Origin of the sequence: Pseudomonas sp. B21-010, from assembly GCF_024749325.1 — a bacterium.
Classification (GTDB): domain Bacteria; phylum Pseudomonadota; class Gammaproteobacteria; order Pseudomonadales; family Pseudomonadaceae; genus Aquipseudomonas; species Aquipseudomonas kilonensis.
This window is the reverse complement of the sequence record NZ_CP087198.1, coordinates 4,463,192-4,489,714: the sequence shown is the minus strand read 5'-3', so window position 1 is coordinate 4,489,714 and position 26,523 is coordinate 4,463,192. Positions and strand designations below refer to the sequence as shown.

The window sequence follows — 26,523 nt, the reverse complement described above, 5'->3', positions numbered from 1 at the left end:
ACGCTGACCCTTCCAACAGGACTTTTATCAGGATGAACATGCCCGAGTATGTCTTTACCCCGGACCTGCCAGTGACGTTGTCGGTTGTTGGCACCCCGCAGCGTTTTCCCGTCGGCCGGGTCTTTTGCGTGGGTCGCAACTATCCCTGGCCCGATACCCAGGGTGAATCCCGAGTGCCACCGGTGTTCTTCATGAAGCCAGCCAGCTGCGTGGTGGAAGCGGCGGGTGAGGTGACGTTTCCATCGGTGACCGAGGAGTTTGCCCACGAAATCGAATTGGTCGTGGCCATCGGTGAGGGCGGCGCCAACATCCCTGAGAGCCAGGCGTTGGCTTATGTGTGGGGCTACGCGGCGGGTCTGGATCTAACCCGGCGTGATGTCCAGCGCATGGCCAAGCGCAACGGTTTGCCGTGGGAGGGCGCCAAGGTGTTCGACGGCGCCGCGCCAATGACCGCCATCGTCCCGGTCTCCCGGGCGGGGCACCCCGATGGCGAGTTGTGGCTGAACGTGAACGGCCAGGAGCGCCAGCGCGACAGCCTCGACAGCCAGATCTGGTCGGTCAGTGAAGTGATCGCCCGCATCTCCCAATCGGTGGCGCTGCGGGCCGGCGACCTGATCATGACTGGCAGTCCGGCAGGCGTCGATGTATTGCAGCCGGGTGATGTCATCACGGCCGGCATCGATGGCATTGGCGAATTGGAAATGCGCGTCGGTCCGCGTTTGTCTTACTGAATTCGAGAAGGGAGAACCCACATGTCCAACACATTGAAAGTGGCTTTGGTGACTGGCGCCGGCAGCGGGATTGGTCGTGCGGTGGCCCTGGGCCTGATGGAGGACGGCTACACACTGGTGTTGGCCGGTCGCCGGCCAGAGCCCTTGCAGGCATTGGCCGAGTTGGCGGCCAGCCAGGGTCGCGAAGCTTTGGCGGTGCCCACCGATGTGCGCGATCCGGTCAGTGTCGATGGGTTGTTTGCAACCATCGCCGAGGTCTACGGACGCCTGGACGTCGTGTTCAACAACGCCGGGGTCAACGCGCCCGCCGTGCCGTTGGATGAGCTGACGTTCGAGCAGTGGCGAAACGTGATCGACACCAATCTCAACGGCGTTTTCCTTTGCGCCCGTGGTGCCTTCGGCCTGATGCGCCGGCAGCAGCCCCAGGGTGGACGGATCATCAACAACGGATCGATCTCGGCCCACACCCCACGACCGCTCAGCAGCGCCTACACCGCCAGTAAACACGCGGTGCTGGGGCTGACCAAATCCCTGGCCCTGGACGGACGTGAATACAACATCGCCTGCAGCCAGATCGACATCGGCAACGCCCTCACTGAAATGTCCGTGCGCATGACCAAGGGCGTACGCCAGGCCAACGGCAGCATCGCGGTGGAGCCGATGGTGGACGTCAAGCACGTCGCCGATGCGGTGCGCTACATCGCCGGCCTGCCGTTGTCGGCCAACGTCCTGAACATGACCGTCATGGCCACGGCCATGCCGTTTGCCGGTCGCGGTTGAGCCAGTCTTTTTTATTCTGTTACGAGGTCTACATGAAGCCAGAAGTCTTGCAACTCAGCCCGATCCTGATCCCTGAAATCAACGCCCGGCTCAACGAGCTGTTCACGGTGCGACGCTATTTCGAGCAGGCCGACAAACAAGCCTATCTGCAAGAACACGGTGCCAATATTCGCGGCGTGATCACTGGCGGGCATACCGGCATCAGCCAGGCGCTCATGGCCCAACTGCCCAAGCTGGAAGTGGTGGCAGTCAACGGCGTAGGCACCGATGCCGTGGACCTGGCCTACGCCAGGGATCGCGGAATCCGCGTGACGGCCACCATCGGCGCGCTGACCGAAGATGTCGCCGACCTGGCAATTGGCCTATTGATTGCGGTGTGTCGCGGGCTGTGCACCGGTGACCGTTACGTGCGCTCCGGCCAATGGCCCCAGAGCCCGACGCCACTGGCCCCGCTGCCATTGGCCCGGCAGGTGTCCGGCATGCGCATCGGCATCGTTGGCATGGGCCGGGTCGGTCGCGCCGTGGCAACCCGCGCCGCCGCGTTCGGTTGCCCGATCAGCTACACCGACCTGCAACCCATGAGCGACGTGAACCACACCTTCGTCGCCGACCTCAAGCAACTGGCCCGCGACAGCGACGCGCTGATCCTCGCGGCCGCCGCGGACAAGGCTGAAGCCATCATCGATGCCGAGGTGCTGCGCGCCTTGGGCCAGGGCGGGTATCTGATCAATGTGGCGCGGGGCAAACTGGTCAACGAGGCCGACCTGGTCGCGGCGCTGACCGCTGGTGAAATCGCCGGTGCGGCGCTGGATGTGTTTGTCGATGAGCCGCATGTGCCTGAGGCATTGTTTGGCAATGAACAGGTGGTGCTGCAACCCCACCGCGCGAGCGCGACGTTGCAGACCCGCACGCGGATGGGGGAGATGGTGGTGGCGAGTCTGGTGGATAGTTTTGCTGGGAAGGTGCCGCAGGGTGGTGTGACGGGGTGAGGCGCAAGAGTTGCGGCGTTGCGGTCAAATTGATGGATGTGCTCTGTTGAGCTAGGGGGCGGCAGGTAGGTCTCAGGTGTGCGATGGCTGTGCTTGCTCGATCAGTCAATAAAGACCAAAATAACGACCTATTTAAGCGGGAGCCGCCTCCATGCAAATCGTTTTGGCTGATGTGGCCGTCAGCGTATCTGAACTCAAAAAAAACCCATCATCCGTCCTTAACGGCGCCAACGGCGCGCCGGTGGCGGTGTTGAACCATAACCGGGTCATGGGCTACATGGTCCCGGCTAGTGTCTACGAGGCGATGGTTGATCGCTTGGAAGAACTGGAATTGGCGCAAGTGGTCAAGGCACGCATCGAGGCCAACGAAACACCTGTTCGGGTGTCTTTTGACGAGCTTATTGGCGAGGCTGAGGCTGATATCGTCAATGGGCGTTGATTACGATGTCGAATGGGATCCGAAGGCACTCTAGGAGCTTAGAAAAGTTGATGGTGCTATCCGTCTGCAGCTTCTGCAGTTTGCGATGGAGCCGAGTGCTTTCTTGACCGCGGCCTCAGCAAAGGTGACGGCTCATATCGAAACTGTCCCTCTTTCCGTTAGTAACACTTCAGCTCATTACGTTTTGCACGAGGGCTCTCCGGTCGCATATTCAGTTGAAGAGGCCGGTGCCAGTGAATACAACGTGGTGACTTCGAACGGCCGCAGAAAGACAGCCAAAGAACCGGATAAGGGGTAGGGCAATCATCTGCTGATCAAGGGGCGGGGTTGGTTGTCGATTCACGGAAGTTCAGGATGACACGCGCCCTGATACATCGGCCATTGCAGCCAATCCCCGAACCCTCTATAAAATCTCGCGCTGGCATCGCGTTCATCTCGACCGTCGTTGGCCATGGATATCTGACCCGCATGGAGCATCATCGTGAGCCAATCGCCACGCCCCCTCAACTCCCGAACTGACATTCGCCCGCGCATTACGTCCCGCGTCCTGCGACAGACCTGGAACTTCACCTTACTGACCCTGCTCACCGGCTGTGGAGCGCTGTCGGATGTCCGCTCTTTCTCCACGCCCTATTCAACGCCAGACGGTGGTGAGACAGCGCGCTTGCGGGTGATCAGCGATGGCATGGTCAGGGCTGTACCCAAGTCCGATTGCGTGGACTTCCGCCTGCCGGGCGCCGGGGTCATGGTGGCGTTCCGCGATGGTTACGCCAATCGCAATGGCGAAAGCCTGGGCATGCCAGATGACGATAAACACTCATCTTCCACGGTGATGACTGAGTTGCTGGTGCCTGCCGGGCAGCCCATCGCGTTTCATTACATCGGTGCTCAATGCTACAACATGTTCCGCTTTGTCCCTAAAGCAGGGGCGGACTACCAACTGGACGCCGCGGGGCGATACAAGTGCACGGTGACTCTCAAGCAACTGTCCGTGAAAACGACTGAGCTTCCCCCTTTATCCTTGGAGGACAGCAAGCTGTGCAGGATGACGGATAACTTTTAGCGTGGAGGGTTTTCCAAGGACGCCATAACGTTGAAAAAGGAGTTTCAGCATGAGCCCCATCCCCACGTTCCAAACCCGCCGCCTCATCCTAACCCCCCTTGAGCTGACAGATGCACCGGCGATCCAACAGCTATTTCCCCATTGGGAAGTGGTCCGTTACCTGGACAGCCGCGTACCCTGGCCTTACCCGGATGACGGCGCGCTGGCCTACGTGCGCGACCATGCGCTCCCCGCTATGGCAGCCGGACGCGAGTGGCACTGGATGATCCGTATTGCCGAAGAGCCGATACAGAGCATCGGCAGCATCAGCCTCTACGACCAGCCTGGCAACAACCGGGGTTTCTGGTTGTCGCCGCAGTGGCAGGGGAAAGGCTACATGCGCGAAGCGTGCGAGGCGATCAACACCTATTGGTTTGAAACCCTGGGGCGCCCCGTCATGCAGGTGCCCAAGGCAGTGGGCAACCAGGCTTCACGTAAAGTTTCGGAACATGAAGGCATGCGCATGATTGCGACGCAGCAGGGGGACTTCGTTTGTGGGACGTTGCTTAAGGAAGTCTGGGAAATGACGCGGGAAGATTGGCTTGAGAGATAGCCATTATTTACCCGCCAAAGGACGCCACGCCGTGGTCTGTAGATAAGGCCACTGTTTGAGCAGTAGACCACGCGTTGTTTCCACGCCCTGCAAGGTTTCAGTGCAATTGACCATCGCGGTAAAGCTGCGGTCGGTCAGCATGAAGCTCTCCGACCCCAGCGCCTGGCACTGTTCGCTGGCACCGATTGGCTGGCAGAACATCGGTTGCATTTTTACGTCGTAGCCTTGGGCCCGAGTGAATGCCTGGAACTCTGGCATGGCGAGCCGAGCCGGCGTACCGCTCAATGCCGGGCCTTGCCAGACGGGGGTGATCAGGCCTCTTGATGGATAGTCGCTCAGCCCCTGGACTTGTCTGGCCTCGAACAGGGCAAAACAGAACGAAGTATTGGTCGCGCTGTTGCTTGCTGGCGATGTAACGGGAGCAGCCAAGGGGAGCGTCGGTGCGGCAGCCGCCGGAGGCGCAGTCGCTACCGAGGGTGCCAAGCCCGATGATTCGCCTATTTCCACCAGCGCGTCGATGGGGGTCCGATTGCGCCATACCTTCAGTGGCGCGGTGAAACCAGGTCGAATACGGTTGGCGACAGCTGTCAGCTCGGCCGGGCTATTGACCAGGGTCCCGGCAATTTGCAAAACGATATCGCCGGCCAATATGCCTGCTTTTTCCGCGCCACTTCCTGGCACTGGCCCTACGACCAATACACCGCTGACGCCGGTTAAGCCGAATTGCCGAGCCACCGTCGGTGTAACAGGGGTGATGTGCAGGCCCAAGGCTCCTGACTGATTGGACACCGGTGCGGGCATTGCCGCTGGCGTCACGGGCGTCGGTTGCACTGCAGCCGCGCTGGGCACAGGAGCGCCGCTGGCTGAACAGTCGCGTTGTGTGGCGACCTGTTGGATCACCAGGTTGACGGGGTCGGCCGCCATGTTGGGGTATTTTTCCCAGCCCCGTTTGGTGGCCAGGAACGTCTCACAATCCATGGCGTAGTAGGTCGCCGGGTCTCTGACCTTGCGCAGGTATTCCGCTGTTTCGGCTCGCTCGGCGGCGCTGTACATGGGGTTGACGCAAGACGCCAGGAGAGGGGAGAGCACCAGTATTGCGGCAAGGCATTTTGTTGACATGGGCTTCTCTGAGATCGGGGCGTTCAGGTGGGTCCAGGCAAGGTACTATTTGGCCATCATCCTGTCCAACCGCAACCAGGCGCTTCGCTGGCGTGGTGATTGAGACGAGCGGCATTCGGGCAAACATGCATTCGATATACAACTTAAAGGCACTTTGCCATGATGCGGCACGATCCATTCGAATCCATCACTGAGAAGCGAAATGTCTGCTCCTGCCTTCAAATCAAGCACCAGGCTCGCCGTTGCGCTGTCATTCACTGCCTTGGCTGGCTGTGCCTCTGATGGCGGTCTCGGTGAGGCTGCGGTAGTCGGTGCGATGCTCCTTCCCATGCCGGGTGGAGTCGACACCAGCGTAATGACCAGTGCCGTAGGCCTGGCGGCCGGCGCCTACGTGGTTTCCTCGGTCGCGACAGCGGACTCCGCCAGTGTCTCTCCCGCGACCTCCACCATCGCTGCGCCCCAAGGCCTGCCTCCCATTGACCTGCAAAAACTGGTGACCCGGGAAACGCCAGACCGGTATCGCTCCAAATCCTGTGAGTACATCGAAATGTCCCTCAGCGAGGTGCCGATGTACCAGGCGAGCGCTGAGCCGATCATGAAGCAGGTCGCCACGGCTCGAAAAGAAGCGGCCAGCCAGGTATGGCTTGAAAAAAGTTGCCAGCCAGCCAATTTGCCTCGCGGTCGGATCGGCGCCAACATCGACACCATCGATCCGAAGCGGGCCATGGCCCTGTCACTTCCCCCCGCTGGGGTTGTGGTTTTGGCGACTGTTCCGGGGAGCGGTGCGCAACAGGCCGGGATCTTGTCTCAAGACGTGATCGTGGCGGTGGACAACGGGCTTATTGCCGACTCAATCGATTTCAGGGTGGCCGTTGCAAAAGCGCCAATCGGCTCGCGGGTCAACCTGAAAGTCTGGCGAAACAACGCGTTCAGCATCGTTCCGGTTCTGGTGGGGCCTGGCGGGACTCAAGTCTCGGTGACCCCGACGGTGATGGCGAACGGTGCCACGGCGATGATCCCGGCCGCTGCAATGTACTGCACCGCCGTGCTGTCCACCCAGCATACGTACGGCGCTAGCGTCAGCCCGGTCAAATTGATCGCCGGGGCCGCGAGCGACATGCAACCGTCGCTCAAGAGCTACATCGCCAAGGTGAAGCAGGAACAGCCCGGCGTTTGGGGTGATTTCAAACTCAACAGTGCCATTTGCGCACCGGGCGCTGTTGTGTGCATGGCCGAGGCCAAGGGGCCGACCGGCAAGAAACAGAACGCCTTCGAGTTCTGCCACGCGACGCAAGCCAAGGCGGATGCTGAACTGGCCCAGATGCGTCAGGGGGATCCGAAAGCGGTGCTCGTTGATTGGCCTTGAGCGGTAGTTGTCCTGTGCGGTTATGATCGAGCGGTTTGAAGTGCTAGAGCGCCTGGAGGCATGCGCATGATGGGGCCGCTGTGGTGCATTGCTTAAGACGGTGGGTAATCATGAGTACCTGTCACCGGCGATTGACGTCCAAATCCGTTAACGACGATGTACAACAGTGGACCGATTGATACGAAGATGGCCGTGATCACGAGGTAAGGCAGCAGCGATGTGAGCGACCTGCCTTTCGCACGGGTGTCCCGGTACATCCAGATGCACGCCATGCAAGCGAGCAAATAGAGATCAATGACTACCTGCGTGGTGTCCGGGCTAGACATGAGCCTGATGCCGAACGCCAGGAGCGATTGCTCGGCGAGAAACAAAGTACTCGCCGTGTACACGGAAAAAAACAGCAGCGTGACAAGTGCGATGTAAGGTTTCTTCACGTTGCCTCCTTGGACAAGTTCATTGATCAGTGGAGGTAGGCTAGTGATTTGACCGTCATGGTTTCAATGACCTCAGAGGTCATCGACGCCGCTCCCCCGCAATGCCAGAGTCAACGGATGACCAGTCGACCTTTTTCTCGAACAACGCCAGCAACCTCAGCCGGTGAACAACTGCGTCACTTGCGCCAACAGGCCGGACTGAGTCAGCTGGACTGCGCACTGATCACAGGTATCTCTCAGCGTCACCTCAGTTGCATCGAGACGGGGCGCGCCAAACCAAGCCCCGGCACGCTGCATAACTTGTTGACTGCCCTGGATGTACCTTTGGAGCGATGCAACGACATCTTCATTGCCAGTGGCTATGCCCCTCGCTACGAAACGACGCCGCTCACGTCTTCGTCAATGGAAGTGGTACGTGATGCCATTAATCATGTACTTCACGCCAATAACCCCGCTCCGGCGATTGTTCTGGGTGCCCAATGGGACATCCTTGCAGCCAACACCAGCGCGGGTGTTCTGTTCGATCTGGTGGGTCTTGCCAGGGATGCAGCCGATGGGCTCAACCTCTTGGTGACACTGCTGCAACCCGGTGGCTTGGGCGATCATTTGAGTAACGCCGAGGAAATAAGATTAGTGGCCTGGCAACGGGCATCTCGGGAAGCCTTGAGTAATCCCGCGTTGGCTGAGATTCTGAAGAGCCTGCCGGCCCCATACAGCTCTGCGGCGCTGGTTAACGAGCTGCCTCCGCTGTTGCTGACGCGAGTCGAGTCTCTCCATGGGGAGCTGAAGTTCATGTCAACGTTCACCACCTTCGGCATGCCGCTCGACATCACGATGAGCTCATTGCGTATCGAGCATCTGATTCCTGCCGACGCCAAGACCTGGGAGGTCATGACCAAGGCATATGAGCAGGCGCAACACCCACAATGATCAAGGAAGAACCCATGCAACCGTCACTCAATCGAACCATGTTGTATGCCCGGAACGTTCAAGCGACCTGCAATTTTCATTACGTTCATTCCATTTCCATCGCCAGCAGAGCGTTTGCATGCCACTGAGCTTTCATAAGATGCATGCCAATGGCGATGACTTCGTTATTGTCGATTCGCGCAATGCAGCCAGCCCGGTGACGGGTGCCATGGCCCAGCGAATGGGTGACCGTAACCGGGGCGTAGGCTTCAACCAACTCGCGGTGTTGCTCGATTGCGACGATGCCGATGCGCGCGTGATGTTCTGGAACGCCGATGGCTCTGCGCTGGATGTTTGCGGCAGCGCGACGCGGGGGGCGGCGGACCTGCTCATGCGCGAAGCCAATATTACTTCGCTGGTGCTGCGCACTAACCGTGGTCTGCTCACGTGCGAACGTACCCCAACCGGCGACATTTCCGTCGATATGGGCGCGCCGCTTTTCGGCTGGTCGGACATTCCTTTGGCGCAAGAACTGGACACCTCCGCCTTGCCACTTGCCGGCAGTCCAGCCGCGTGCAGCATGGGAAATCCCCACTGCACTTATTTTGTCGATGACCTGGCTAGCGTTGATATCGCGACCATCGGCCCGGCCATCGAAACCAACGCGCTGTTCCCGCTCAAGACCAATGTGCATTTCGTCCAGATCATTGATCGCACGCATATTCGGTTGCGCATCTGGGAACGCGGGGCGGGTATTGCGCTGGGTTCGGGGTCCTGTTCGTGCGGTGCGGTTGTTAATGGGATTCGTCGTGGGTTGTTGGACAGCACCGTCGAGGTTGAATGTGATGGCGGGTGTGTGACCGTGCAATGGGATGGCGTGGGGGCGGTCTTTCTTATCGGGCCGGTGGAGGTGAGTTTTTCGGGGACGATGAGTCAAGGCTGAGTCGGGTGTTCTAACCCTGATACTGGGATTTGCAGGACGTTGTGAATCATTAAATCAAAAGGAAGTTTTATTCATGTCGGAGCAACGCATTCGCCCCCTAGCTCTTTGTATCTTTCATCATCATGGAAAAATACTGGTCAACCAGTTTTACGACGCCAACAAACAGCAGATGTTTTTTCGTCCCGTTGGTGGTGGTATTGAATTCGGCGAGAGGAGCCACGATGCCATTGTCCGAGAAGTGCAAGAAGAACTGGGTGCCTCGATCAGTGACCTTCGGCTGATTGGCACTTTGGAAAGCATTTTTACCTACGCCGGCAAGCCTGGGCACGAGATCGTCCAGGTCTATGACGCAAGGTTCGACGACGCTGATCTCTACGAAAAAACCTGGTTGGAAGGCTTTGAAAGCGACGGTGCATCGTTCAGAGCAACGTGGTGCTCCAGTGCCAGTTTCACCGCCCTATCACCGCTGGTGCCTGAAGGACTTTACGATTTGCTCAAGTCGGCTTCGCTCCTGGAGTGAGTCGGATCAGTGAAGGTCATCCATGATTCGGAGCCACTGCCAGCGAGCTTGATAACTCTTCGCCTTCTCACCGAACAGATCTGGCTGGGGGTTCTTTGGATTGATACGAAGAACACCTTGCTCTATGTCGTCCAGGCCATAGGGCGCATAGACGTCACCGGTTTCAACATCCAACCCAATACACGTTCCCGCAATCAAGTAACGATCAATGCCATCCTTGGCCGACTGAAGCTGAGGATAAGGTTTGCCAAACCGCTGACCGTACCAAAGGTGGACGCGGGCCTGGTTCTTGACCTCGATGTTGACGTCCAGGTCCTGAAAGAGACGCTGGGCGGCGTTGATGACTTCATTCTCGGCTTCCCAAGACAGGTCAGGGTCGAAGTAAAAAACATCGTAATCCTTCACGCCCCAAGCGGGTGGCCGTTGCGACTGATGATTCCAGACGGCTTGGAACAGGCAGCCAGCCGTAAGTATGCATTGATTCAACCCGAGTGAAGGCAAGCGCGAGGTGATCTGCGCGTTGATTGGATTGGTCATTGCTATCCTGACCAAACGTTCGACCGTCAATGTCATATTCATCCTTTTGGAATCGGTCCGGTCCTGGCGCCCCGACAGATGTTTGAGCAAAATCTGGTGAGCCAGGGCACTAAGTGCATAGATCTCAAGGACGCCCAATGATATTGCAAAGCAGGCCAGTGATGGCTGATGACATCAAGACCCTCTGTAGCTTTGCGCAGGACGCTCGGGAACTGTTCTATATGTTCCCGAAAGCTCAATACCCTCTGACTGAGGCTCAGTTGTCTGAAGCTATCGCTCGACGATTCGATTCGACGGTCATCGAGGCAGGGAACCGTGTCATTGGTTTTGCTAACTTCTATCGGGCCGAAACGGGCGGGGTTTGCTGTATCGGTAATGTCATCGTTGCCCAAGAGGCTCGAGGTAAAGGTGTTGCCAGTTTTCTCGTGGAAACGATGACGGCCCTGGCGTTCGACCGCTATGACGCCACTGAGGTGCAGGTATCGTGTTTCAATGAAAACACGGCAGGCTTGCTGCTTTATCCAAAGCTGGGCTTTTTGCCCTTCGCTGTCGAAGAGCGAGTTTCTCCAGATAATCGTAGAACCGCACTCATCCACATGCGTCGCGTTAGATCGGGTCGACCTTAGATTCTTTTGAGCGGCTACCCCCAGAAAATGCCTGAAAACCCAAGCCCAGCCCAACGCGACTGATTTACAATGCCGCTCCTTCGACAGAGACCGGCCTTTCGTGGATGCGTTTTCCCTTGTCTATCAACACCTGGGCGCATGGGTAATCGCCCCCATCACCCAGCAGTTCCTCGACATCTTCAACTTGAACGGTCGGTTCGGCGTCCTGTTTCTCTGCGCCTCCTACGGTGTCGCCTATGGCCTGTTCCGTTTCAGAAAACACCGTGGCCTGACTGACGCTCGTTCGTTCTGGCAATTCATCGGTGGTCGTGGGGTTTACCTGCATCGTTCGGCGTTGCTGGACTATCGCTACTACTTCGTCCGGGCGATTCTCAAGATTGCCTTGGTGTTGCCCATTGTTCATCTGGTCGATCCGTACATCCTGCGCTCCGGAGATTACTCGGCTTTTTTCAGCAACCTCTGGGGCGCGCGTCCGCGCCTCGGTGAGAATTTTTCGCTCGCGTTGCTTTATGGGCTGGGGGTGTTCCTGGTGAAGGACTTCGTCCACTACTGGGCGCACCGGGCGTTTCATTCGCGCTGGCTCTGGGCGTTTCACAAGGTTCATCACTCGGCGCCAGTGCTGGTGCCGGCTACGGCCAGTCGGATGCATTTTTTGGAAAAGATCGTCGAGAAACTCGGCATCACAGCCTGCATGGGCCTCTTCGCGGGTGGTTTCTGGTACGCCTGTGGTGGTGAGATCAGCCGCTACACGTTGTTCGGCGTGACGTACCTGGTGTTCATCTTCAATAGCCTGGCGGCCAACTTGCGTCACACCCATGTCTGGCTGTCCTTTGGCCCGGTGCTGGAACATGTGCTGAACAGTCCGGCCCAGCACCAGATTCACCACAGCGATGCACCGCGTCATTTCAACCGCAATTTCGGCGTCAACCTGTCGCTGTGGGACTGGATGTTCGGCACGCTCTATGTCACCCGCTCGCAGCCCGAGCACTTGCGTTTCGGCACCGGAGAACAGGACCACCAGCGTTACCTGACGGTGTATAGCCTGATTGTCACGCCTTTCGTTGAAACTGCCCGCAAGTACCTGCCCGCGTTTTCATATCAACGCCAACACGCCACAATGCGCCCAACGCCTGCCCTCGGATCAGCGAGTGTTGATACCGGTGAAGCCGAGCGAAAACCCAGCAAGGAACGCCCATGAATTTCTTCAAGAAGCTCTTCGGTTCATCGAAAGCCCCTGAAACCCAAGACGACCAGCCTGCGCCGCAATCCCACGAGCTTGGCGACCTGACCGAGGCTGAAGCCGCCAATCTGGCCGTCCGGGAAGCCGGCGCAGCGTGCCTGGATCGTCATTGGAGCGCTGTCGGCACGGTCGAGCGGGATGTCCTTGCCTACCTGATCAGCCCGACTTTTTCCGGCGGCCCGTACTGGCCTTCGACCCGCCAGGCCTACCGCGTGGTTCGCCGTGGCGACACGATCATTCTCGCCACTGAAGGCCTGTCCGATCCGTTCGATGATGCGGAAGGAATGGGCAACGGCTTCGAGATGGAATTGTTCGTCGAAACCTCGGATATCCCCGAGCACGCCTATGGCCCCGTGGGGGAGGTCGATCCTTTCAAGCGCAGCTGGGCATTCGAGCTGGTGGAGCACGTCGCCAAAACGGTGGCCGACGCTGGCGGCATCACCCACCAACTCGACCAATACGGGACGCTATCCCTTGAGCTGCCCGGGCTCAGCCAATCGCATCACATGAGCGATCAACTGCCCAAACTCTTCGTGACCGATGACGACTCCACCGGCGTTCTGCTCGGCGCGCCGGCACCGGATTTTCCTACCCAACTGGATGACATGCCCTTGTCTCCGGTCAGATTGGTGCCGGTGGTCTTGATTACGGCGGCGGAGCTGGAGTACGTGCGTTCGGGAGGGCGAGCGGCGCGGGAGGATCTGGTGAGCCGTTTGCAGGCGGCGGGTGTTGGGCATATGAGCAGCCTGCATCGGGCGAGTGTGGTGTGATGCTTCGCGGCAATTGATTAGTAGAAGCGGACTAACCGTCGCATTGGACATTCAAGGACAGTGAGGCCCCATGGAATTGATTGAAGAAATCGAAAAAGCATGGGGCTGGGTCGGGCTCAAACCTGCAGTAGTTATTGGGGATAACGATTGTGGCAACCTCATCATCAAAGACGCAGCAGGTAGTTACTGGCGCCTGTGTCCCGAAGATCTTTGCTGCAATCGTGTTGCCAATGATCGCGCGGAGTTTGACGCACTCGCTCAGAGTCAGGAGTTTTTGCATGACTGGTACATGGAGGCGTTGGTCAACCAGGCAAGGGATAAACTCGGCCTGCTTCGTCCGGGGTACAAGTACTGTCTGAAAATCCCTGCCGTGTTGGGTGGGAAGTACGAGGAGAGCAATCTGGCGATCATCTCACTTCATGAGCTGGTGGCAGTTTCAGGCTACCTTGCTGAGGAAATCGACGGTTTACCCGATGGCGCACAAATCCGCCTTAATGTTACGAGGTAGCGCCTCTTTAAACAGAGCTTCATACCCCGAGACATACCGTTGCACAGGAATCTGACAGCCTGCTTCGGCTCGATTGCGGCGCTCCCTGAGGGGCAGCCACCTGCCAGAGGAGAACCTCCGAAAGCTCGTCCTTCCCTTTCCAATAATAGAGCGTACCCGACAGCGATCTTGGTCATTACGGCTATCATCATGTAACTGTGCTTTTTTATTATTGGATTCAGAAACTGGGAGCGTCACAGCAGATCACTGTGTCGTCTAGTCTTTTTGGGAGTGCGTCATGAAATGGACTTCGCACTTGGCACTCGCGGTCCTTTGTAGCTCCATTGTCCAAGCTGCGGATGTGTACAAATGCACGACCCCGGATGGTCACGTGGTTTTCTCGAACTTCGGGTGCGGAACCGCAAGCGGGAGCGCAGAACTACAGGAACTGAAAATCAACAACATGGGGGAGCCCATCAAACCATCATCTGAGCACCGAGAAATCCAAAGCGTGGATCGGGATTTGCCTGCTAACTCGCCGACTGTAGTTCGGGATTCCGCTGATGAAGATACAAGGGATGGTCGTATCAAGCGACGCTTAAGGGCTCAGGAGGAGTACCTCGACAGCCTGAAACCGAAAGTTCCGGGCGTGACGGTAATCAAGAATAAGGGTAGCGAAACCAATCACGAAAAAGCTATACGTCTGAGAGAGGAGGCTCGAGAGCTTTACTACCGACAGTAATTTCTTGAGTGACGAGTTTGGATTGATAGTTGCGCGTGACTGGGCTTTTCGTGCTGCTCAAGACTCTAACGCATAAGTGATACCTCTTTCTGGTCCATGGGGCGAAGCAACTCTTTGCCCTAGATAGCATCCAGCCAAAAGCGCCCCGATACGAAGCTTTCATCGTGGGCTTTAGCAAGCTTTCGGACCGCTATCAGTAGCTGTTTGGGTCATTGGAAATCTCTCTACCTACAGCTCTGTAATGCGCACTTAAGAGCGATGAATGCGTGGCGAGGGAGCTTGCTCCCGCTTGAGTGCGAAGCGCTCACAAAAGGGGCCGCTGCGCAGCCCAGCGGGAGCAAGCTCCCTCGCCACAGGTTGTCGGCTGGCAGGCTTATAGAGTGGAACCTGCCGGGGCCGCATCCAATCGTCGCGCAATCACATCCATCACGTCACACCCATCACGCAGTGGGATGCAGCAAAGCTGCGCCAGATCCTGCAAGGTCGCGGGGTCGATGGTCTGTTCATCGCGCATCGCCAAATTTTCCAGGAACTGGGTAGCGGCACGGATTCGGTAGGCGGCTGAGTCGAGCAGGATGTGTAGCGGCGCGGTGGTATCGACGTAGAGGGGTTGGTCGTCGGCGTTGCTGGTAAGGCCCATATATCGGTTCATATCTATTCCTTGTGTCATGAATGAACTGTCACGCTTTGTCGCCAAACAAAGGGTGACAGCTGTACGCAGGTTGGCGAACCGGAGACACAAGGAGCCGGCAGACCCGAAGGTCTCCCGCGCACAGCTGCCATAAAGCAGTTTCTGTGAGCACAAGGGTGCTTCTGCCACAGCAGAAAGCACCGTTGCACTTGTGTCAATCGGGTCGCCAAACCCGGCCGCCATTTGGGCGACGCCAAGACTATAGTCGCCACAGTAAAAAATACGCAAGGGATTGATAGGGAAGGGGATTCCCAATCATATGTAGGACGTTGGCATGATCGTAAGCATCCGAGCTGTACGTCTTACAAATCAGCAGGGCCACCACCTACATCTTCCGCGGGCAAGAACATTGCGAATACTGGGGGCGAATGGCAGCGTTCACAGCGTTTAAAGAATGACGAGTGATTCAAGCCATGCAAACCAGAGAAGTAAGATTGATATCGCGTCCCACCCAATACCCTTTCGAGACATCATTGACTGATTACCGTGGACTGATCCTTGAAGACATCCGTGAAGGCGCCGCCGACCGTGCCATCGCGCAACTGGAAGCCAGCCTGGGTGCCCGGCTGTAGGACTACTATTGCCAGTTCCTCAAGACCTGCAACGGCGCCCACTTGGAATACGATGTGCTGGCCACGCTCGCCAATGGCGATGAGGAGTTGCTCAGTTTTTCGCTGTACGGGCTGGATCCGGACAAAGAGTATGAATCCAACCCCTTCGAACTGGAGCAACTGCGAGCTCAGCCCGCTTTCCCGCAACGGGGTTGCTGCCGATCGGTCGCGACGGTGGCGCGAGTATTTTGCTGCTGGACCTGCGGGAAGGGCGCCAGGATGTGGCTGCGATGGTGGCAGGCTTGCCCGCTTGGGCTGGGCGTCGTCAGTAGGGCGATGAGTCCGTGGTGTTGGCGGATTCTTTCAATGGCTATCTGGACTCGCTGCATCTATCGGAAGAGCGGATTGAGGAGCATATCAATCACTCCGTCATTAGCCCTGAGAGTATTGAGGCGACGTTGGAGTGGTTGGATAAGGGGATTCCGGGGGGGCGGGAGCGGTATGGGGGGGTGTGGAATGCGAGGGTTGTAGCTCGGACGATTTGAAGTCTTGCCGGTGAATGAGTCCCATGCTTCATGGATGTATACGGGTTCTTTTGGGTCGACTGTGCCTGTCTTGAAGGGCTGCAATCGACCGATTCTGTTGAAAAAGTCGGTCTGCCCAAACTGCCTGATCATTGACTGGCGAAAACGCCTTTTTTGCACGCTGCTACGTGAAATCCGAGTCCGGAAGCCTCTGCCAAAAGTAAAGATTTCAATCTCGGACGCGTACTTTTCTGATGCGCAAACCATGGCCGACTTTTTCAACACAATCGACCCTTTGCAGACATTCATAACGTCTAGGCTCAGCCGCGGGTATGCCGGCCCGAAGCGGAGTCAGATCATCGGCTGGAATAGTTTGTTAGATGCGGCTACTCGCACCATACATCGCACTTTTCGCGAGTTCTCAGGTTTAGAAGCTCTGCGCTTGTACACGCACCGACCGGGCTTCCCTCTAGAAATAGAACTTCATCTCCTTCTTCCCAGCCCAGGCAATAAGTTTGTGATTCAAATTTTTCTCCATTGATAATGAAAAGCTCATCGTTGTGGGCTACCTCGATTTTATAGCTCTCATGACCTGAGCTTCTGCTTGGTGTGTTGTAGAGCTGGCGTGGAGCAGGAGACGCGGTTGCGCGTGGTTGTTGGGGAGCGGATTGTGTGCCACGAAGAGCTGCCGATTCTCTTTGAACGCATGCCGCAAATAGCGAAGGCCCCAGAGATGTAGAGCAGGAGCTGAACAACCATTGCTTTTGTTCTTCGGTAAGAGATGAAATGTTTGGCAGCCCGTCTGCCAGTGCAGCTTTCTCGCGGGTGAGGCAACTAATGGTAAGAGATGGGCCGAGGGAGTCGGAGCAGCTTCTTATGACCCAAGCCCGCAGCTCCGGATTTAGACTGGAGAGATCTGGTTTTCCACGCGAAGCAGCTGACGCTTCCCGCACGACGCAGCTAGACCAGAGAGACGGCCCGAGGCTGCGAGTACATGAACGATTGACCCAATCGCGTGCGTCGGTAGAAAGCTTAGATAAGGCCGCGTCAGGGTCTTGAGCTATCGCTGACCGAGCAACCAAAATCGCAAGAGCTGTGAAAAGCTTAAGTTGAAATCGCATGTGCCTCCCGCATCTAGCTAGCGACATCGCTCTCGCATTTAAACGCGATAGTAATGTCGTATAACGTTCCTTGATGTCCTGTACGTCCTTGTTTTCCCTAGGGTGATCACGGCGAAAGCGAGCTTATTCAAGGAAAAACACGATACAGATAACAAGCCAAGCTGCTTGATCAGTGTAGGCGGCAAATCAAACAACACTGCCAGCAGCTTCATTGACCGCTCCTGGCCGATTTCAGTCTGTCTCGAAGGGCAGCAGCCGACCCCTTACGGATTATCGGCGTCATCAATATCGTGGTCTGTCCCCGATGCCGATGGATCGCTGCAGTGCTACAGGTCCAAGATTTTCGTCATGATGATCGTGCGCTCAGATTTGTGAAACTCATCCCTGACTTTTATAAAGCCAAGCGAAGCATAAAAGCCCTCTGCGGTGATTGAAGAGGGAACCCGTAGCAGGTTCAGACCTGCATTTATGGCGATCGATTGAAGCCTCTCCATCAGGTGTCTCCCGAGACCCTGCCCTTGATAGCTCGGCTCGACAAACACGCTTCGGACAACGTCCTGATCAAGACTCGCCGTTGCAACAATATGATTGTCGACTATTGCTACGAGTACCTGACGTTGAGTCAACAATTGAAGAATTGCCAAGGGAGAAAAACTTTGCGCCACTTGATCGATAATTTCGGATGAGTAGTCTTGGGCATTGGACTGGCGCAGAGCATTGATGATCGTTTGACTGATGGCCGGGGCATCGGTATCCATAGCGTTTCGAATCAGGTAATCCATCAAGGTAATTCCTTGCGCATAATCGCTTGAGCATAGAAGGATTCGGCCTCACTGACCAAAACGAAAGGCGCAATGGCTGCTGTCGTCCATGATCTCTCTTCCACGAAGGGCTGCTATGGATAACAGCTCTCGTCCCGAAGCGGTCATCGAACCCAGCGGTATCTCTTTTGCATTCTTGCTGACCCTTTCAAATCCACCCTCAAGGACGAACCTATGACCGCATCCCCCTCCAAACTCATCTTCCTGCCCGGCGCCTCAGGCAACACCCAGTTCTGGCGTCCGGTCGCCGAGCGCTTGGCCCACCCGGCGCAGCAAGTACACATCGGCTGGCCCGGTTTTGGAGACACGCCGCCCGTGCCTGACGTGACCGGCATGAGTGACCTGGTGGCGCGTGTGCTGGCCGAGATCGACCGACCCACAGCGCTGGTGGCGCAATCCATGGGCGGTATCGTCGCTGTGCTCGCAGCACTTGAACGCCCTGAGCTGATCACCCACCTTGTGCTGACAGTCACCTCGGGCGGGGTGGACATGTCGGCGCTGGGCGCGCACGACTGGCGCCCGGATTTTGCGGCGGCCAACTCGACACTGCCAAGTTGGTTCCTCGACGACCGTACCGACCTCACGTCCCGCTTGGTCGAGTTGCGCATGCCGGTCCTGCTGCTTTGGGGCGACGCTGATCCGATCAGCCCCGTTCGCGTCGGCCAGTACCTTGCCCAACTATTGCCCCGTGCTGAACTGCACGTTTTCCCTGGCGCCGATCACAGCCTGGGCTTTACTCACGCAGATGAGGCGGCGAGGCTGATCGAGAGACATCTGGCCAGCGAGTGAGCGGAGCACTTGTTATCGACGTGTCGGACTGATTGTGCGGCGCGGCGTGTTTCAAGACCTTCAGGGACCCAATACCTTTTCGAGACATCAATGACTGACTACCGCGGACTCATCCTCGAAGACACCCGTGAAGGCGCCACCGAGCGTGCCATCACGCAACTGGAAGCCAGCCTGGGGGCTCGCTTGCCGGACGACTATCGCCAATTCCTCAAGACCTGCAACGGCGCCTATGTGGAATACGATGTGCTTGCAACGCTCGCCAATGGCGATGAGGAACTGCTTAGTTTTTCGCTGTACGGGCTGGACCCGGACAAAGAGTATGAATCCAACCCCTTCGAACTGGAGCAACTGCGGGCCCAGCCCGGCTTCCCCGCAATGGGATTACTGCCGATCGGTCGCGACGGCGGCGCGAGCATCTTGCTGCTGGACCTGCGAGAAGGGCGCCAGGACGTGGCGGCGATGGTCGCGGGTTTGCCTGCCTGGACTGGGCGCCGTCAGCAGGGCGATGAGTACGTGGTGTTGGCGGATTCTTTCAATGGCTATCTGGATTCGCTGCATTTATCGCAAGAGCGGATCGAGGAGCATATCAATCACTTCATGATCAGCCCTGAGAGTATCGAGGCGACGTTGGAGTGGTTGGATAAGGGGAGTCCGGGGTGGCGGGAGCGGTATCGGGAATTGTGGAATGCGAGGGTTGTGGATCGGTTGATCTGAAGACTGATTGGGTGGATGAATTCCGGTCTTGTCCCCTGGAGGCTGTTTACCTCTACTTCCCAAGCCGTCGCCACCATTTCGTAAGCTATGAGCGATGCAAGTGGGCGCTATAGACACGAAGCGGCCTTGGTCAGCACAGTAGCTGTAACTTCGATCTTCAGTCAGCAAGGACATCTCATTGAACGACTCTGAACATGTGAAAGAACTGTGCGCCCGTTTCAACTCTGGAGAACATCTGACGTTTACGTTTTTCTGGGGGCACCAGCGCAGCAAAATTGCCGTTACGGCTTCGTGCTTCAGCCAATGGTTCGAGGCCGGGTTCATTGTCGAGGGGCAACATTACCCGACAGCCGAACACTTCATGATGGCCGAGAAAGCGGCCTTGTTCGGCGATCAGGACATTCGTGCGCAGGTGCTCCACGCACCTACTCCTAATGCCGCCAAAGCACTGGGCCGCAACGTGCGCGGCTTCAATGATAGGGTTTGGCTGCAACACCGATACGACATCGTCGTTCGAGCGAACCAGGCCAAGTTCTCTCAGAATCCGCAGTTGCACGAATACCTTCTACAAACCGGTTCGAGCGTTATTGTCGAAGCCAGCCCGGTTGATAACATCTGGGGTATAGGGCTCGCACAGGACAACGCGGATGCGAACAATCCGAATCTGTGGAAAGGCTTGAATCTGCTGGGGTTTGCGCTGATGCAGGTGCGGGACGGGACGAGTGTGCCAGCCCCAAGGTAGTGTCCTGCTTACAGACTCCCTCGGGCCGGCAGTGGTAGCGATTTTCCGACGCAGAATCATCATTCCCGCAGATACAAGGCGAGTTGCACTGCTGCTCGCGGATGGCCGCCGGCCACCCGCGAGCCAGTGCCATCAAGCCAGCAGCTTAAGCTCGTCTTTACCGTACTTGAGCGATTTCTCGTCTGGAATCATCAGGCCGGTGTGCTCGTCGCGCCCCTGCAGGACGAAGCGGGCGTCCGGCTTGCCCAGTTGGGTAGCGGCCTGCTGGCTGTCGGCGCCGATCTCGCCCTTCTTCATGCGGTTGACGATCACCCCCACCGCCGTATCGTTGAAGTCGCGCAGCATCCAGGCATCGCCATCGCTGTCGCCAGCCACCAACACCGGGCCATAGCCCTTCTGTTTAACCATTACGTTCTTGATGCCGACGGTCTTGCCCGGACCGTAATTGAAGTGCCAGTCTGGCTGATAACGAGTGGTGTACTTGCCGTCTTCCATCGCCATGCGCAGGCCGATCACGTTCTCAGGCGGCACGCCGTATCCGTAATGAGGATTGCCCGCGAATACGCGTACCACATCGTCGATCGAGGCGGTGCTGATATAGACGTCGATGCCGTTGGCGCGCAGCGTGTGCATCAGGCCGCGAATCTCCTCATGGATACGAATGCCATGGAAGTGGGTATCGGCCACCACCCCGGCCCTGCCCGGTAATGTGCGCGAACTCTCGTACTTGACCTTGCGCAGCGCGTCGCCGATGGCGTAGTTGTTGGAAGCCTCGGCCATCGCCTGCAACTCAGCCGTGGTCATGTTCTTGTAGAAATACAGAATCCACTTGTAGCCGATCTCCACCGGGTAACTTTCGCAGATCGCGTCGTACATGAAGTAGAGCTTGGCGAGAAAATCCTTGTACTGCTCGCTGGTCTGGATCTCTTCCAGGCTCTTGTCGCCAGCGAGCCCCTTGTAGTTGGCGTGCAACCAGCGGTAATCCGCTTCCACATCGCTGGCGATGTCTTCCATCTTGACCGGCTTGCCGTCCACCGTGGTGTAGTCCTTCATGAACGCGCCGTTCGGCACGTCCTGACGCACCACGGCAGCGAACTCATCAGGTGTCAGCTTGTACTGCAAATGATTGATCTGGTAGACCAGCAGTGCTTCTTCACAGTCGTTCATGATGCAGGTGTTGTCCCAGTCGAACACCGCGTATGGGCGCTGGTCAGGACGGTAGGACGCGCTTTTGACGCCGTGCTGATCGATCACTGCTTGCAGACGCTTTTGGTTAAGCGGCGACCAGCGCGCTGGGTCCAGTGCACTCGGTGTGGTCGCAGGCGTGGCGGCTTGCGTTATGCGGGATGACAACAACAGCGGAGAGACGATGGAAACGGTGGCGAGGGTGTTCAGAAACTGGCGACGCTGCATGGCATAGCTCCTACTTCTAGACGAGAGGTTGCAACCGAGGCGATGGCGAAAGCGTGTTTCGAAATACGGACGAGGGGAAGAGACCGTCCGGCCACGAGGCTAGCTCCAAATACACAAAAAAACAATATTGCCTCAATATTACACAAGCATGCCGCGCAAACCGTGTCAGCGCATTGATCCTGGGGCCGCGCCAAACTTGACAGCGACTGACGCCCCTCCACAATGCGTGCTCGAACAGCAGGGACACACGGTATGTGGCAAGAAGAGCGTTACCAGCGGATCCGCGCACTGCTATCGACCTTGCAGCGCGTCACCACCGACCGCATCGTCACGGACCTGAATGTTTCTCGCGAGACAGTGCGGCGCGACCTGGTCGCTCTGGAAGAACAGGGAGAGTTGAAGCGGATACACGGCGGCGCCATCCGCGTCGAGGACGAAGCGCCCATCGCCGAGCGGGCGCAAAGCAACGTCAAGTTCAAGCGTGACCTCGCGCGCGCCGCAGTCAGTCTGCTGTCACATGGGCAGACAGTGTTCATCGACGCGGGCACCACCACCGTCATCCTTGCCGAAGAGCTGGCCAAGCTGGGAGGGCTGACCGTGATCACCAACTCGTTCAACGTGGCACTGCAACTGCGCAACCCCGCTGCGTCGGGCGGTCGGCATAACGAGGTGCTCGTACTGGGCGGTTCACTCGACGATCGTGCGCCGGCGACGGTCGGCAGCACCACGGTGGCGGAAATTGCCCGCTATCGGGCCGACCTGGCGCTGTTGTCGCCGGTCGGCATCGACGCCCAGCGCGGTGCCAGCAACTACGACCACCGCGAAGCCGAAGTGGCGCGCGCCATGGCCGACAATGCCGAAGGCGTAGTCATCCTCGCCGATTACAGCAAGATTGGCGTGGAGAGCCGCGTCGCTTTCTGCCCGCCAGAACGCATCGACGTGCTCATCACCAACCACAAGGCCAGTACCGAAGCGGCGTTCGCCGCGCTGAACGCCAAGCTGAAACGTATTGTCCTGGTGTAGGATTACAGTCACTGCTGAGTATGAACGGCTTTGCTCGAACGAAAGACCAGGCAACTCGCCGCCACCAGCACCCATGCGGCAATACCGCCATACAGCATCACCCAGCCAAACCCATGGGCCAAAGCTGCGTTGGCGACATCGATCGGGATCGTAGTCCCCTGGCCAGCCTGCGCCAACACGGCAGAGTTGCCAGCTGAAATACTCTCCGCCAGCAACCTCAGTTGCACCTCATCGGGCGAGCCAGATAACTGGTTGCGCAGGGAAGACAGAATGCCTTCCACCAGGATGAACCCCATCAGCGCGATATTGATTGCAAGACTGATCATACGAGCGCTGATATCGATGCCCGATGCCATGCCTGCACGCTCACTGGGCACCGATCCGGTGGTGGTATTGGTCACAGGCGTGTTGGTCAGCCCCAGTCCGATCCCGGCGATCAGGCAGCCTGGAAGCATTGTCAGCCAGCTGGCATGCGTGACGCTGCTACCCCATTTCATCAGCAGGAACCCCAGACCGATGGTGAACAAGCCTGCGGGAATCACCACGTCAGGTCGATAGCGCAGCGCCAGCCGTTCGCCTAACGGGGGGATAACCAGCGTCGGCAGCGTATAGGCCAGCAGTGCCAGACCGGTGCCGACACTGGCGTAGCCCAGACTGTTTTGAAAGTACAGAGGCAGGTAGATCATGAATGGCCAGAAGCTGAAGTTCATGCCCGCCGACCCTAGCAAGGCACCCGAGAAGCGACGGATACGCAATACCGAGAAGTCGAACATGGGATCGGCATAGCGTCGCTGCGCGACGACAAAGACGATGAAGCTGACCATTGCCACAACCAGGCTGGCGATGGCCGAACCGCTGGAGAAACCCGTCCCCGCTCCCTGAGTGATGAACCAGGAAAGGCCCAACACTGCCAGCGACAGCGAAATAATGCCCAACACATCCAGCCTGCGACGCTGCGGATCCCGTGATTCATCGACACCAGCGATCACCAGCACCAGCGCGAGCACAGCAATGAGTGCATGCACCAGGAACACCCATTCCCAACTCGACAACGCCACAATACCTGCGCCGATAATCGGACCGAACCCCAAGCCAATGCCGAAGACGATCCCCCAGGCACTGAACGCTTTGCCGCGCGCAGCTCCCGACTGGAATCGGTGAGACAGCACTGCCACCTGACAGATCAGCATGGCACCACCGGACATACCTTGCAGGAATCGGCTGGCGATCAACACGCTAGCGCTTTGAGCCCATCCACAGGCCAGAGAGGTCATGCCGAAAAGCACCAGGCTAATGACAAACACTCGCTTGCGCCCATACCGATCCGCCAGTGTGCCGGTGGCCATCAGCACCGTGGTGCAGGCGATGGTGTAGGCATTCATGATCCACTGCATATCTTTGAAATCGCTGCGCAGAACCGATTCAAGAGCGGGCAGGATTGCCGGTACGCTCGAGATTTCCAGGCCGAACATCAGCGCGGCCAGGCAAACGGCGGCTATGGTGAAAACATCTTTTCGCGAAGAAGAGAACTGCATCGTGATCTTCCAGATCAAGTTGATGGGCACTGGCAAGACCGCCCTGAGGGGCGTTGGTACGATCGCCTCACCAGCGTCACCAGACATAACTCCAAGTGACCGGCGGCATTCTGGAAGTAATTAAAAAATGACAGAAATGATTTAATTTCGTAAGTTTCATTAATATTCATCATGAGTGGACTAAATGGACTTTGACCCAGCTCTGTTGCGTGCTTTTGTCGCGATCAAGGAGACCGGTAGTTTCACTCGTGCCGCAGAGCGGCTGCATTTGAGCCAGTCAGCGATCAGTCATCAGATCCGGCGTTTGGAAGAACAGGCCGGTACCGCGCTACTGGTGCGCACCACCCGACGTTTGATGCTGACAGAAGATGGCGAAGATTTTCTGCGCCATGCCGAACACGTCCTCAGAGCGCAAGACGCCCTCTCCCGGCGTTTCGAAGCGTCATCGGTATCCGGGGCCGTGCGCTTCGGTGTGCCAGAAAACTTTATCGGCGATGGCCTGCCGCCGTTACTGACTCGGTTCGCCAGACAATTTCCCGCCGTACGTCTTGATGTAACCGTCGGCACTTACCTCGACCTGCGCGCGCTGGTCGATGCCGATGGGCTCGATCTGGCCGTGGTCATGGCATTGCCGGGCAGTCAGGTTGGCGGTACCGTGCTGCGCGAAACCCGGTTTGTCTGGGCCGCGGCGCAGAGTTTCGACTTTACCGGCGATTGCCCTTTGCCGCTGGCGTTCGCACCAGCGCCCTGCGTGCACCGCCAGGTGGCCGTAGAAGCATTGGAGCGTTCCACCGTGGATTGGCGGGTCGCCTTTACTTCTCCAAGTCAACAAGGACTGCGGGCGGCGGTATTGGCGGGGCTTGCCGTCACCGCTCTACCGCTAGGAGATCTAGAGCCCGGCATGGTGGTGATTGACGGTCAACATGGCCTGCCGCCGCTGCTGGAGGCTGATTTCAGACTGATATGGAGTGTCACAGGAAAGACCCCAGCGGCCTATGCATTTGGGCAACTGCTGGTGGAAATGTCTGAGTCACCATCGATCTAGAACACGCTGAAAAGAGCAGGAACGAGATGGGTGCGAGTACTTTGAGGGCCAGCTTCTCGAAGCCATGAAGCGAGTGCAGTCAGGGGATTAAGTTATCCCTTCGCCGCTTGAATCCAGTCCTCAGTCGAGGCGGCCGATGGCGCGTGCAAGATTTGCGTGTGCCTGCTGCTCGAATGCGTCGAAGTACGCTGCGGTCGTATAGATTCGCCCGCGCGCCTGGAATCCCTCCAGGACCTGGCGCCGTTTTTGGCGGTACACAGGCAGAGGCACAAACTGGTACTCGTGGCGAATTTGTTGGTCGTATTCCTCGAACCGTTCGAACGACGCTCCAAGGATCGCCAGATCCGTGTCCACCAACACCGCTTCGTCTGCCGACTTCGGGGCGCCATCGTGTCGCGTCACCATGATCAGGTCGTAAAGCCTGCGTCGCGTTTCATCGCCCAGGCCGCTATCACGTGCCACGTCGTCCAACCATTGCGCGCTACGCAGCTCGTTGTCGCTGCGAAGGGGCTCGTAGATCGCGTCATGGAACCACAGCGCGAGGTCGATTTCGGCGGGGGCCTGGCAGGCCGCGTTGACGAATCGGCGCACTTGAAGGCATTCCTTCAGGTGCTGGAGGTTGTGGTAGGCGCGGTGCGGCTCGCAGTAATGCCGAATGAGTGCTTCGTACGCCTCTCGTGACGCGCATACAACGCCAAGCTCCGCCCAGACGCGAGCCCAGGCGTCGAAACCCGTGCCATCAGCCACGTCTAGGTCGCCGGGTGTGCTGGCCGGGAATAAACCGTTCTCTTCTGGCGAACCCGTCATCGTTTCTCCTGCGCTTCAAAAATGAAAAAGACAATTATTGGGCATCACTCGCCGGCTCATCGTCGGCATCCTCCGCTGGTGCCCCATAAGGTGCGCCAATCTCGACCCGATCAGCCTTTACCCAACCGGTATAGTCGTCGCCGCTCTTGGCGATGAAGTTCACTTCCAGCCATGATTCGTCTTCAAGGCTGGAGTAAACGGTGAGGGAGTCGCCGGGTATGACGAAAATCTTCTTATTGGCACAGGCTTCATCCGGCGCTTCGTGGAAATGCAGACGTCCGGTGCCAATGACCTTGCCTTGCACCGACGGATGAAACTCAGGCACCGTTCCGGAGATCTTTTCCGCCAGGGCCGAACAGTTAACAGCGGCCTGGCTCAGGCTGCTGAAAAGGCACAGGCACAACACGCTTGAACGCAGATACATCGTGGCGAATCCGTTTGGGGTGGGGGCGTAGGATAG

29 protein-coding genes are annotated in these 26,523 nt (G+C 57.8%); 20 read left to right on the top strand and 9 right to left on the bottom strand.

Annotated elements, in window-relative coordinates:
• Positions 1-32 precede the first annotated feature (32 nt).
• The 6 genes from LOY50_RS19705 (at position 33) to LOY50_RS19680 (ending at position 4,594) form a co-directional block, all read left to right on the top strand.
• The gene (locus LOY50_RS19705) at positions 33-731 is read left to right on the top strand and encodes a fumarylacetoacetate hydrolase family protein (RefSeq protein WP_258688954.1); all 699 of its coding nucleotides are present in this window, start codon (positions 33-35) and stop codon (positions 729-731) included.
• 21 nt (positions 732-752) lie between these two features.
• Entirely contained in the window at positions 753-1,511 is a 759-nt protein-coding gene (locus LOY50_RS19700; protein ID WP_214509753.1) for an SDR family oxidoreductase, read from the top strand.
• A gap of 32 nt (positions 1,512-1,543) precedes the next feature.
• Positions 1,544-2,500 carry a 2-hydroxyacid dehydrogenase gene (locus tag LOY50_RS19695; protein WP_258688953.1) on the top strand — a complete coding sequence of 319 codons (957 nt, stop codon included), beginning with the start codon at positions 1,544-1,546 and terminating at the stop codon, positions 2,498-2,500.
• A 151-nt stretch (positions 2,501-2,651) separates the two neighbouring features.
• Positions 2,652-2,939 carry a type II toxin-antitoxin system Phd/YefM family antitoxin gene (locus tag LOY50_RS19690; protein ID WP_053189602.1) on the top strand — a complete coding sequence of 96 codons (288 nt, stop codon included), beginning with the start codon at positions 2,652-2,654 and terminating at the stop codon, positions 2,937-2,939.
• A 481-nt stretch (positions 2,940-3,420) separates the two neighbouring features.
• A complete protein-coding gene (locus LOY50_RS19685; RefSeq protein ID WP_258688951.1) occupies positions 3,421-4,002 on the top strand; it encodes a hypothetical protein in 582 nt (193 codons plus the stop codon).
• A 49-nt stretch (positions 4,003-4,051) separates the two neighbouring features.
• Positions 4,052-4,594 carry a GNAT family N-acetyltransferase gene (locus LOY50_RS19680; RefSeq protein WP_258688950.1) on the top strand — a complete coding sequence of 181 codons (543 nt, stop codon included), beginning with the start codon at positions 4,052-4,054 and terminating at the stop codon, positions 4,592-4,594.
• A 3-nt stretch (positions 4,595-4,597) separates the two neighbouring features.
• On the opposite strand, the gene LOY50_RS19675 is transcribed toward LOY50_RS19680, so the two are convergent.
• On the bottom strand, positions 4,598-5,713 hold the full coding sequence (locus tag LOY50_RS19675) for a S1C family serine protease (RefSeq protein WP_258688949.1): 1,116 nt from the start codon (positions 5,711-5,713) through the stop codon (positions 4,598-4,600).
• 355 nt (positions 5,714-6,068) lie between these two features.
• Between LOY50_RS19675 and LOY50_RS19670 the strand changes: the two genes are divergently transcribed.
• Positions 6,069-7,079 (top strand): PDZ domain-containing protein, encoded by a 1,011-nt coding sequence (locus LOY50_RS19670; protein WP_258688948.1) that lies wholly within the window; start codon positions 6,069-6,071, stop codon positions 7,077-7,079.
• Between the two features lie 92 nt (positions 7,080-7,171).
• On the opposite strand, the gene LOY50_RS19665 is transcribed toward LOY50_RS19670, so the two are convergent.
• The gene (locus LOY50_RS19665; RefSeq protein WP_258688947.1) at positions 7,172-7,513 is read right to left on the bottom strand and encodes a DUF2834 domain-containing protein; all 342 of its coding nucleotides are present in this window, start codon (positions 7,511-7,513) and stop codon (positions 7,172-7,174) included.
• Between the two features lie 117 nt (positions 7,514-7,630).
• Here LOY50_RS19665 and LOY50_RS19660 point away from each other — a divergent pair, with 117 nt between their 5' ends.
• From LOY50_RS19660 to LOY50_RS19650, 3 genes are all read left to right on the top strand, one after another.
• Positions 7,631-8,443: a helix-turn-helix transcriptional regulator gene (locus LOY50_RS19660; RefSeq protein ID WP_258688946.1), complete on the top strand. Its 813-nt coding sequence runs from the start codon at positions 7,631-7,633 to the stop codon at positions 8,441-8,443.
• Between the two features lie 118 nt (positions 8,444-8,561).
• Entirely contained in the window at positions 8,562-9,365 is an 804-nt protein-coding gene (dapF, locus tag LOY50_RS19655) for a diaminopimelate epimerase (RefSeq protein WP_258691259.1), read from the top strand.
• A gap of 73 nt (positions 9,366-9,438) precedes the next feature.
• Entirely contained in the window at positions 9,439-9,885 is a 447-nt protein-coding gene (locus tag LOY50_RS19650) for an NUDIX hydrolase (protein ID WP_258688945.1), read from the top strand.
• Between the two features lie 6 nt (positions 9,886-9,891).
• Here LOY50_RS19650 and LOY50_RS19645 read toward each other — a convergent pair whose 3' ends face one another.
• Positions 9,892-10,458 carry a nucleotidyltransferase family protein gene (locus tag LOY50_RS19645; protein WP_258688944.1) on the bottom strand — a complete coding sequence of 189 codons (567 nt, stop codon included), beginning with the start codon at positions 10,456-10,458 and terminating at the stop codon, positions 9,892-9,894.
• A 101-nt stretch (positions 10,459-10,559) separates the two neighbouring features.
• On the opposite strand from LOY50_RS19645, the gene LOY50_RS19640 reads away from it, so the two are divergent.
• The 5 genes from LOY50_RS19640 to LOY50_RS19620 all read left to right on the top strand — a co-directional run bounded on the left by LOY50_RS19640 (position 10,560) and on the right by LOY50_RS19620 (position 14,287).
• Positions 10,560-11,048 carry a GNAT family N-acetyltransferase gene (locus LOY50_RS19640; protein ID WP_258688943.1) on the top strand — a complete coding sequence of 163 codons (489 nt, stop codon included), beginning with the start codon at positions 10,560-10,562 and terminating at the stop codon, positions 11,046-11,048.
• A 100-nt stretch (positions 11,049-11,148) separates the two neighbouring features.
• Positions 11,149-12,246, top strand: a complete 1,098-nt coding sequence (locus LOY50_RS19635) for a sterol desaturase family protein (RefSeq protein ID WP_258688942.1) — start codon at positions 11,149-11,151, stop codon at positions 12,244-12,246.
• On the top strand, positions 12,243-13,058 hold the full coding sequence (locus tag LOY50_RS19630; protein ID WP_258688940.1) for a suppressor of fused domain protein: 816 nt from the start codon (positions 12,243-12,245) through the stop codon (positions 13,056-13,058). Before LOY50_RS19635 ends, LOY50_RS19630 begins: the two co-directional genes overlap by 4 nt.
• A gap of 70 nt (positions 13,059-13,128) precedes the next feature.
• Positions 13,129-13,566, top strand: a complete 438-nt coding sequence (locus tag LOY50_RS19625; protein WP_258688938.1) for a DUF1851 domain-containing protein — start codon at positions 13,129-13,131, stop codon at positions 13,564-13,566.
• A gap of 277 nt (positions 13,567-13,843) precedes the next feature.
• Positions 13,844-14,287 carry a DUF4124 domain-containing protein gene (locus tag LOY50_RS19620; RefSeq protein ID WP_258688936.1) on the top strand — a complete coding sequence of 148 codons (444 nt, stop codon included), beginning with the start codon at positions 13,844-13,846 and terminating at the stop codon, positions 14,285-14,287.
• A 373-nt stretch (positions 14,288-14,660) separates the two neighbouring features.
• Here LOY50_RS19620 and LOY50_RS19615 read toward each other — a convergent pair whose 3' ends face one another.
• A complete protein-coding gene (locus tag LOY50_RS19615; protein WP_053180799.1) occupies positions 14,661-14,939 on the bottom strand; it encodes a hypothetical protein in 279 nt (92 codons plus the stop codon).
• A gap of 2,561 nt (positions 14,940-17,500) precedes the next feature.
• On the bottom strand, positions 17,501-17,956 hold the full coding sequence (locus LOY50_RS19610) for a GNAT family N-acetyltransferase (RefSeq protein WP_258688935.1): 456 nt from the start codon (positions 17,954-17,956) through the stop codon (positions 17,501-17,503).
• A 213-nt stretch (positions 17,957-18,169) separates the two neighbouring features.
• On the opposite strand from LOY50_RS19610, the gene LOY50_RS19605 reads away from it, so the two are divergent.
• The 3 genes from LOY50_RS19605 to LOY50_RS19595 all read left to right on the top strand — a co-directional run bounded on the left by LOY50_RS19605 (position 18,170) and on the right by LOY50_RS19595 (position 20,240).
• The gene (locus tag LOY50_RS19605; RefSeq protein ID WP_258688934.1) at positions 18,170-18,784 is read left to right on the top strand and encodes an alpha/beta fold hydrolase; all 615 of its coding nucleotides are present in this window, start codon (positions 18,170-18,172) and stop codon (positions 18,782-18,784) included.
• A 90-nt stretch (positions 18,785-18,874) separates the two neighbouring features.
• Positions 18,875-19,498: an SMI1/KNR4 family protein gene (locus LOY50_RS19600; protein ID WP_258688933.1), complete on the top strand. Its 624-nt coding sequence runs from the start codon at positions 18,875-18,877 to the stop codon at positions 19,496-19,498.
• Between the two features lie 178 nt (positions 19,499-19,676).
• On the top strand, positions 19,677-20,240 hold the full coding sequence (locus LOY50_RS19595; RefSeq protein ID WP_258688932.1) for an NADAR family protein: 564 nt from the start codon (positions 19,677-19,679) through the stop codon (positions 20,238-20,240).
• 132 nt (positions 20,241-20,372) lie between these two features.
• On the opposite strand, the gene LOY50_RS19590 is transcribed toward LOY50_RS19595, so the two are convergent.
• Positions 20,373-21,653 carry an HAD family hydrolase gene (locus LOY50_RS19590; protein WP_258688931.1) on the bottom strand — a complete coding sequence of 427 codons (1,281 nt, stop codon included), beginning with the start codon at positions 21,651-21,653 and terminating at the stop codon, positions 20,373-20,375.
• 252 nt (positions 21,654-21,905) lie between these two features.
• Here LOY50_RS19590 and LOY50_RS19585 point away from each other — a divergent pair, with 252 nt between their 5' ends.
• Entirely contained in the window at positions 21,906-22,676 is a 771-nt protein-coding gene (locus tag LOY50_RS19585) for a DeoR/GlpR family DNA-binding transcription regulator (RefSeq protein ID WP_018613693.1), read from the top strand.
• An 8-nt stretch (positions 22,677-22,684) separates the two neighbouring features.
• Here LOY50_RS19585 and LOY50_RS19580 read toward each other — a convergent pair whose 3' ends face one another.
• Positions 22,685-24,211: an MFS transporter gene (locus LOY50_RS19580; RefSeq protein WP_258688929.1), complete on the bottom strand. Its 1,527-nt coding sequence runs from the start codon at positions 24,209-24,211 to the stop codon at positions 22,685-22,687.
• Positions 24,212-24,395: 184 nt separating this feature from the next.
• Here LOY50_RS19580 and LOY50_RS19575 point away from each other — a divergent pair, with 184 nt between their 5' ends.
• Positions 24,396-25,256 carry a LysR family transcriptional regulator gene (locus LOY50_RS19575; RefSeq protein ID WP_258688928.1) on the top strand — a complete coding sequence of 287 codons (861 nt, stop codon included), beginning with the start codon at positions 24,396-24,398 and terminating at the stop codon, positions 25,254-25,256.
• Positions 25,257-25,376: 120 nt separating this feature from the next.
• Here the strand turns inward: LOY50_RS19575 and LOY50_RS19570 are convergent, their stop codons facing one another.
• Positions 25,377-26,063 (bottom strand): hypothetical protein, encoded by a 687-nt coding sequence (locus LOY50_RS19570; protein ID WP_258688927.1) that lies wholly within the window; start codon positions 26,061-26,063, stop codon positions 25,377-25,379.
• Positions 26,064-26,097: 34 nt separating this feature from the next.
• Complete coding sequence (locus tag LOY50_RS19565) at positions 26,098-26,487, bottom strand: hypothetical protein (protein ID WP_258688926.1); 390 nt, start codon at positions 26,485-26,487, stop codon at positions 26,098-26,100.
• Positions 26,488-26,523: the final 36 nt, after the last annotated feature.

Excerpts from the sequence above, each read along its gene's own strand:
- LOY50_RS19705 (WP_258688954.1), top strand. The coding sequence starts at position 33 with ATGAACATGCCCGAGTATGTCTTTACCCCGGACCTGCCAGTGACGTTG.
- LOY50_RS19700 (WP_214509753.1), top strand. The coding sequence starts at position 753 with ATGTCCAACACATTGAAAGTGGCTTTGGTGACTGGCGCCGGCAGCGGG.
- LOY50_RS19695 (WP_258688953.1), top strand. The coding sequence starts at position 1,544 with ATGAAGCCAGAAGTCTTGCAACTCAGCCCGATCCTGATCCCTGAAATC.
- LOY50_RS19690 (WP_053189602.1), top strand. The coding sequence starts at position 2,652 with ATGCAAATCGTTTTGGCTGATGTGGCCGTCAGCGTATCTGAACTCAAA.
- LOY50_RS19680 (WP_258688950.1), top strand. The coding sequence starts at position 4,052 with ATGAGCCCCATCCCCACGTTCCAAACCCGCCGCCTCATCCTAACCCCC.
- LOY50_RS19675 (WP_258688949.1), bottom strand. The coding sequence starts at position 5,713 with ATGTCAACAAAATGCCTTGCCGCAATACTGGTGCTCTCCCCTCTCCTG.
- LOY50_RS19670 (WP_258688948.1), top strand. The coding sequence starts at position 6,069 with ATGACCAGTGCCGTAGGCCTGGCGGCCGGCGCCTACGTGGTTTCCTCG.
- LOY50_RS19660 (WP_258688946.1), top strand. The coding sequence starts at position 7,631 with ATGACCAGTCGACCTTTTTCTCGAACAACGCCAGCAACCTCAGCCGGT.
- dapF (WP_258691259.1), top strand. The coding sequence starts at position 8,562 with ATGCCACTGAGCTTTCATAAGATGCATGCCAATGGCGATGACTTCGTT.
- LOY50_RS19650 (WP_258688945.1), top strand. The coding sequence starts at position 9,439 with ATGTCGGAGCAACGCATTCGCCCCCTAGCTCTTTGTATCTTTCATCAT.
- LOY50_RS19645 (WP_258688944.1), bottom strand. The coding sequence starts at position 10,458 with ATGACATTGACGGTCGAACGTTTGGTCAGGATAGCAATGACCAATCCA.
- LOY50_RS19640 (WP_258688943.1), top strand. The coding sequence starts at position 10,560 with ATGATATTGCAAAGCAGGCCAGTGATGGCTGATGACATCAAGACCCTC.
- LOY50_RS19630 (WP_258688940.1), top strand. The coding sequence starts at position 12,243 with ATGAATTTCTTCAAGAAGCTCTTCGGTTCATCGAAAGCCCCTGAAACC.
- LOY50_RS19625 (WP_258688938.1), top strand. The coding sequence starts at position 13,129 with ATGGAATTGATTGAAGAAATCGAAAAAGCATGGGGCTGGGTCGGGCTC.
- LOY50_RS19620 (WP_258688936.1), top strand. The coding sequence starts at position 13,844 with ATGAAATGGACTTCGCACTTGGCACTCGCGGTCCTTTGTAGCTCCATT.
- LOY50_RS19615 (WP_053180799.1), bottom strand. The coding sequence starts at position 14,939 with ATGAACCGATATATGGGCCTTACCAGCAACGCCGACGACCAACCCCTC.
- LOY50_RS19610 (WP_258688935.1), bottom strand. The coding sequence starts at position 17,956 with ATGGATTACCTGATTCGAAACGCTATGGATACCGATGCCCCGGCCATC.
- LOY50_RS19605 (WP_258688934.1), top strand. The coding sequence starts at position 18,170 with ATGACCGCATCCCCCTCCAAACTCATCTTCCTGCCCGGCGCCTCAGGC.
- LOY50_RS19600 (WP_258688933.1), top strand. The coding sequence starts at position 18,875 with ATGACTGACTACCGCGGACTCATCCTCGAAGACACCCGTGAAGGCGCC.
- LOY50_RS19590 (WP_258688931.1), bottom strand. The coding sequence starts at position 21,653 with ATGCAGCGTCGCCAGTTTCTGAACACCCTCGCCACCGTTTCCATCGTC.
- LOY50_RS19585 (WP_018613693.1), top strand. The coding sequence starts at position 21,906 with ATGTGGCAAGAAGAGCGTTACCAGCGGATCCGCGCACTGCTATCGACC.
- LOY50_RS19580 (WP_258688929.1), bottom strand. The coding sequence starts at position 24,211 with ATGCAGTTCTCTTCTTCGCGAAAAGATGTTTTCACCATAGCCGCCGTT.
- LOY50_RS19575 (WP_258688928.1), top strand. The coding sequence starts at position 24,396 with ATGGACTTTGACCCAGCTCTGTTGCGTGCTTTTGTCGCGATCAAGGAG.
- LOY50_RS19570 (WP_258688927.1), bottom strand. The coding sequence starts at position 26,063 with ATGACGGGTTCGCCAGAAGAGAACGGTTTATTCCCGGCCAGCACACCC.
- LOY50_RS19565 (WP_258688926.1), bottom strand. The coding sequence starts at position 26,487 with ATGTATCTGCGTTCAAGCGTGTTGTGCCTGTGCCTTTTCAGCAGCCTG.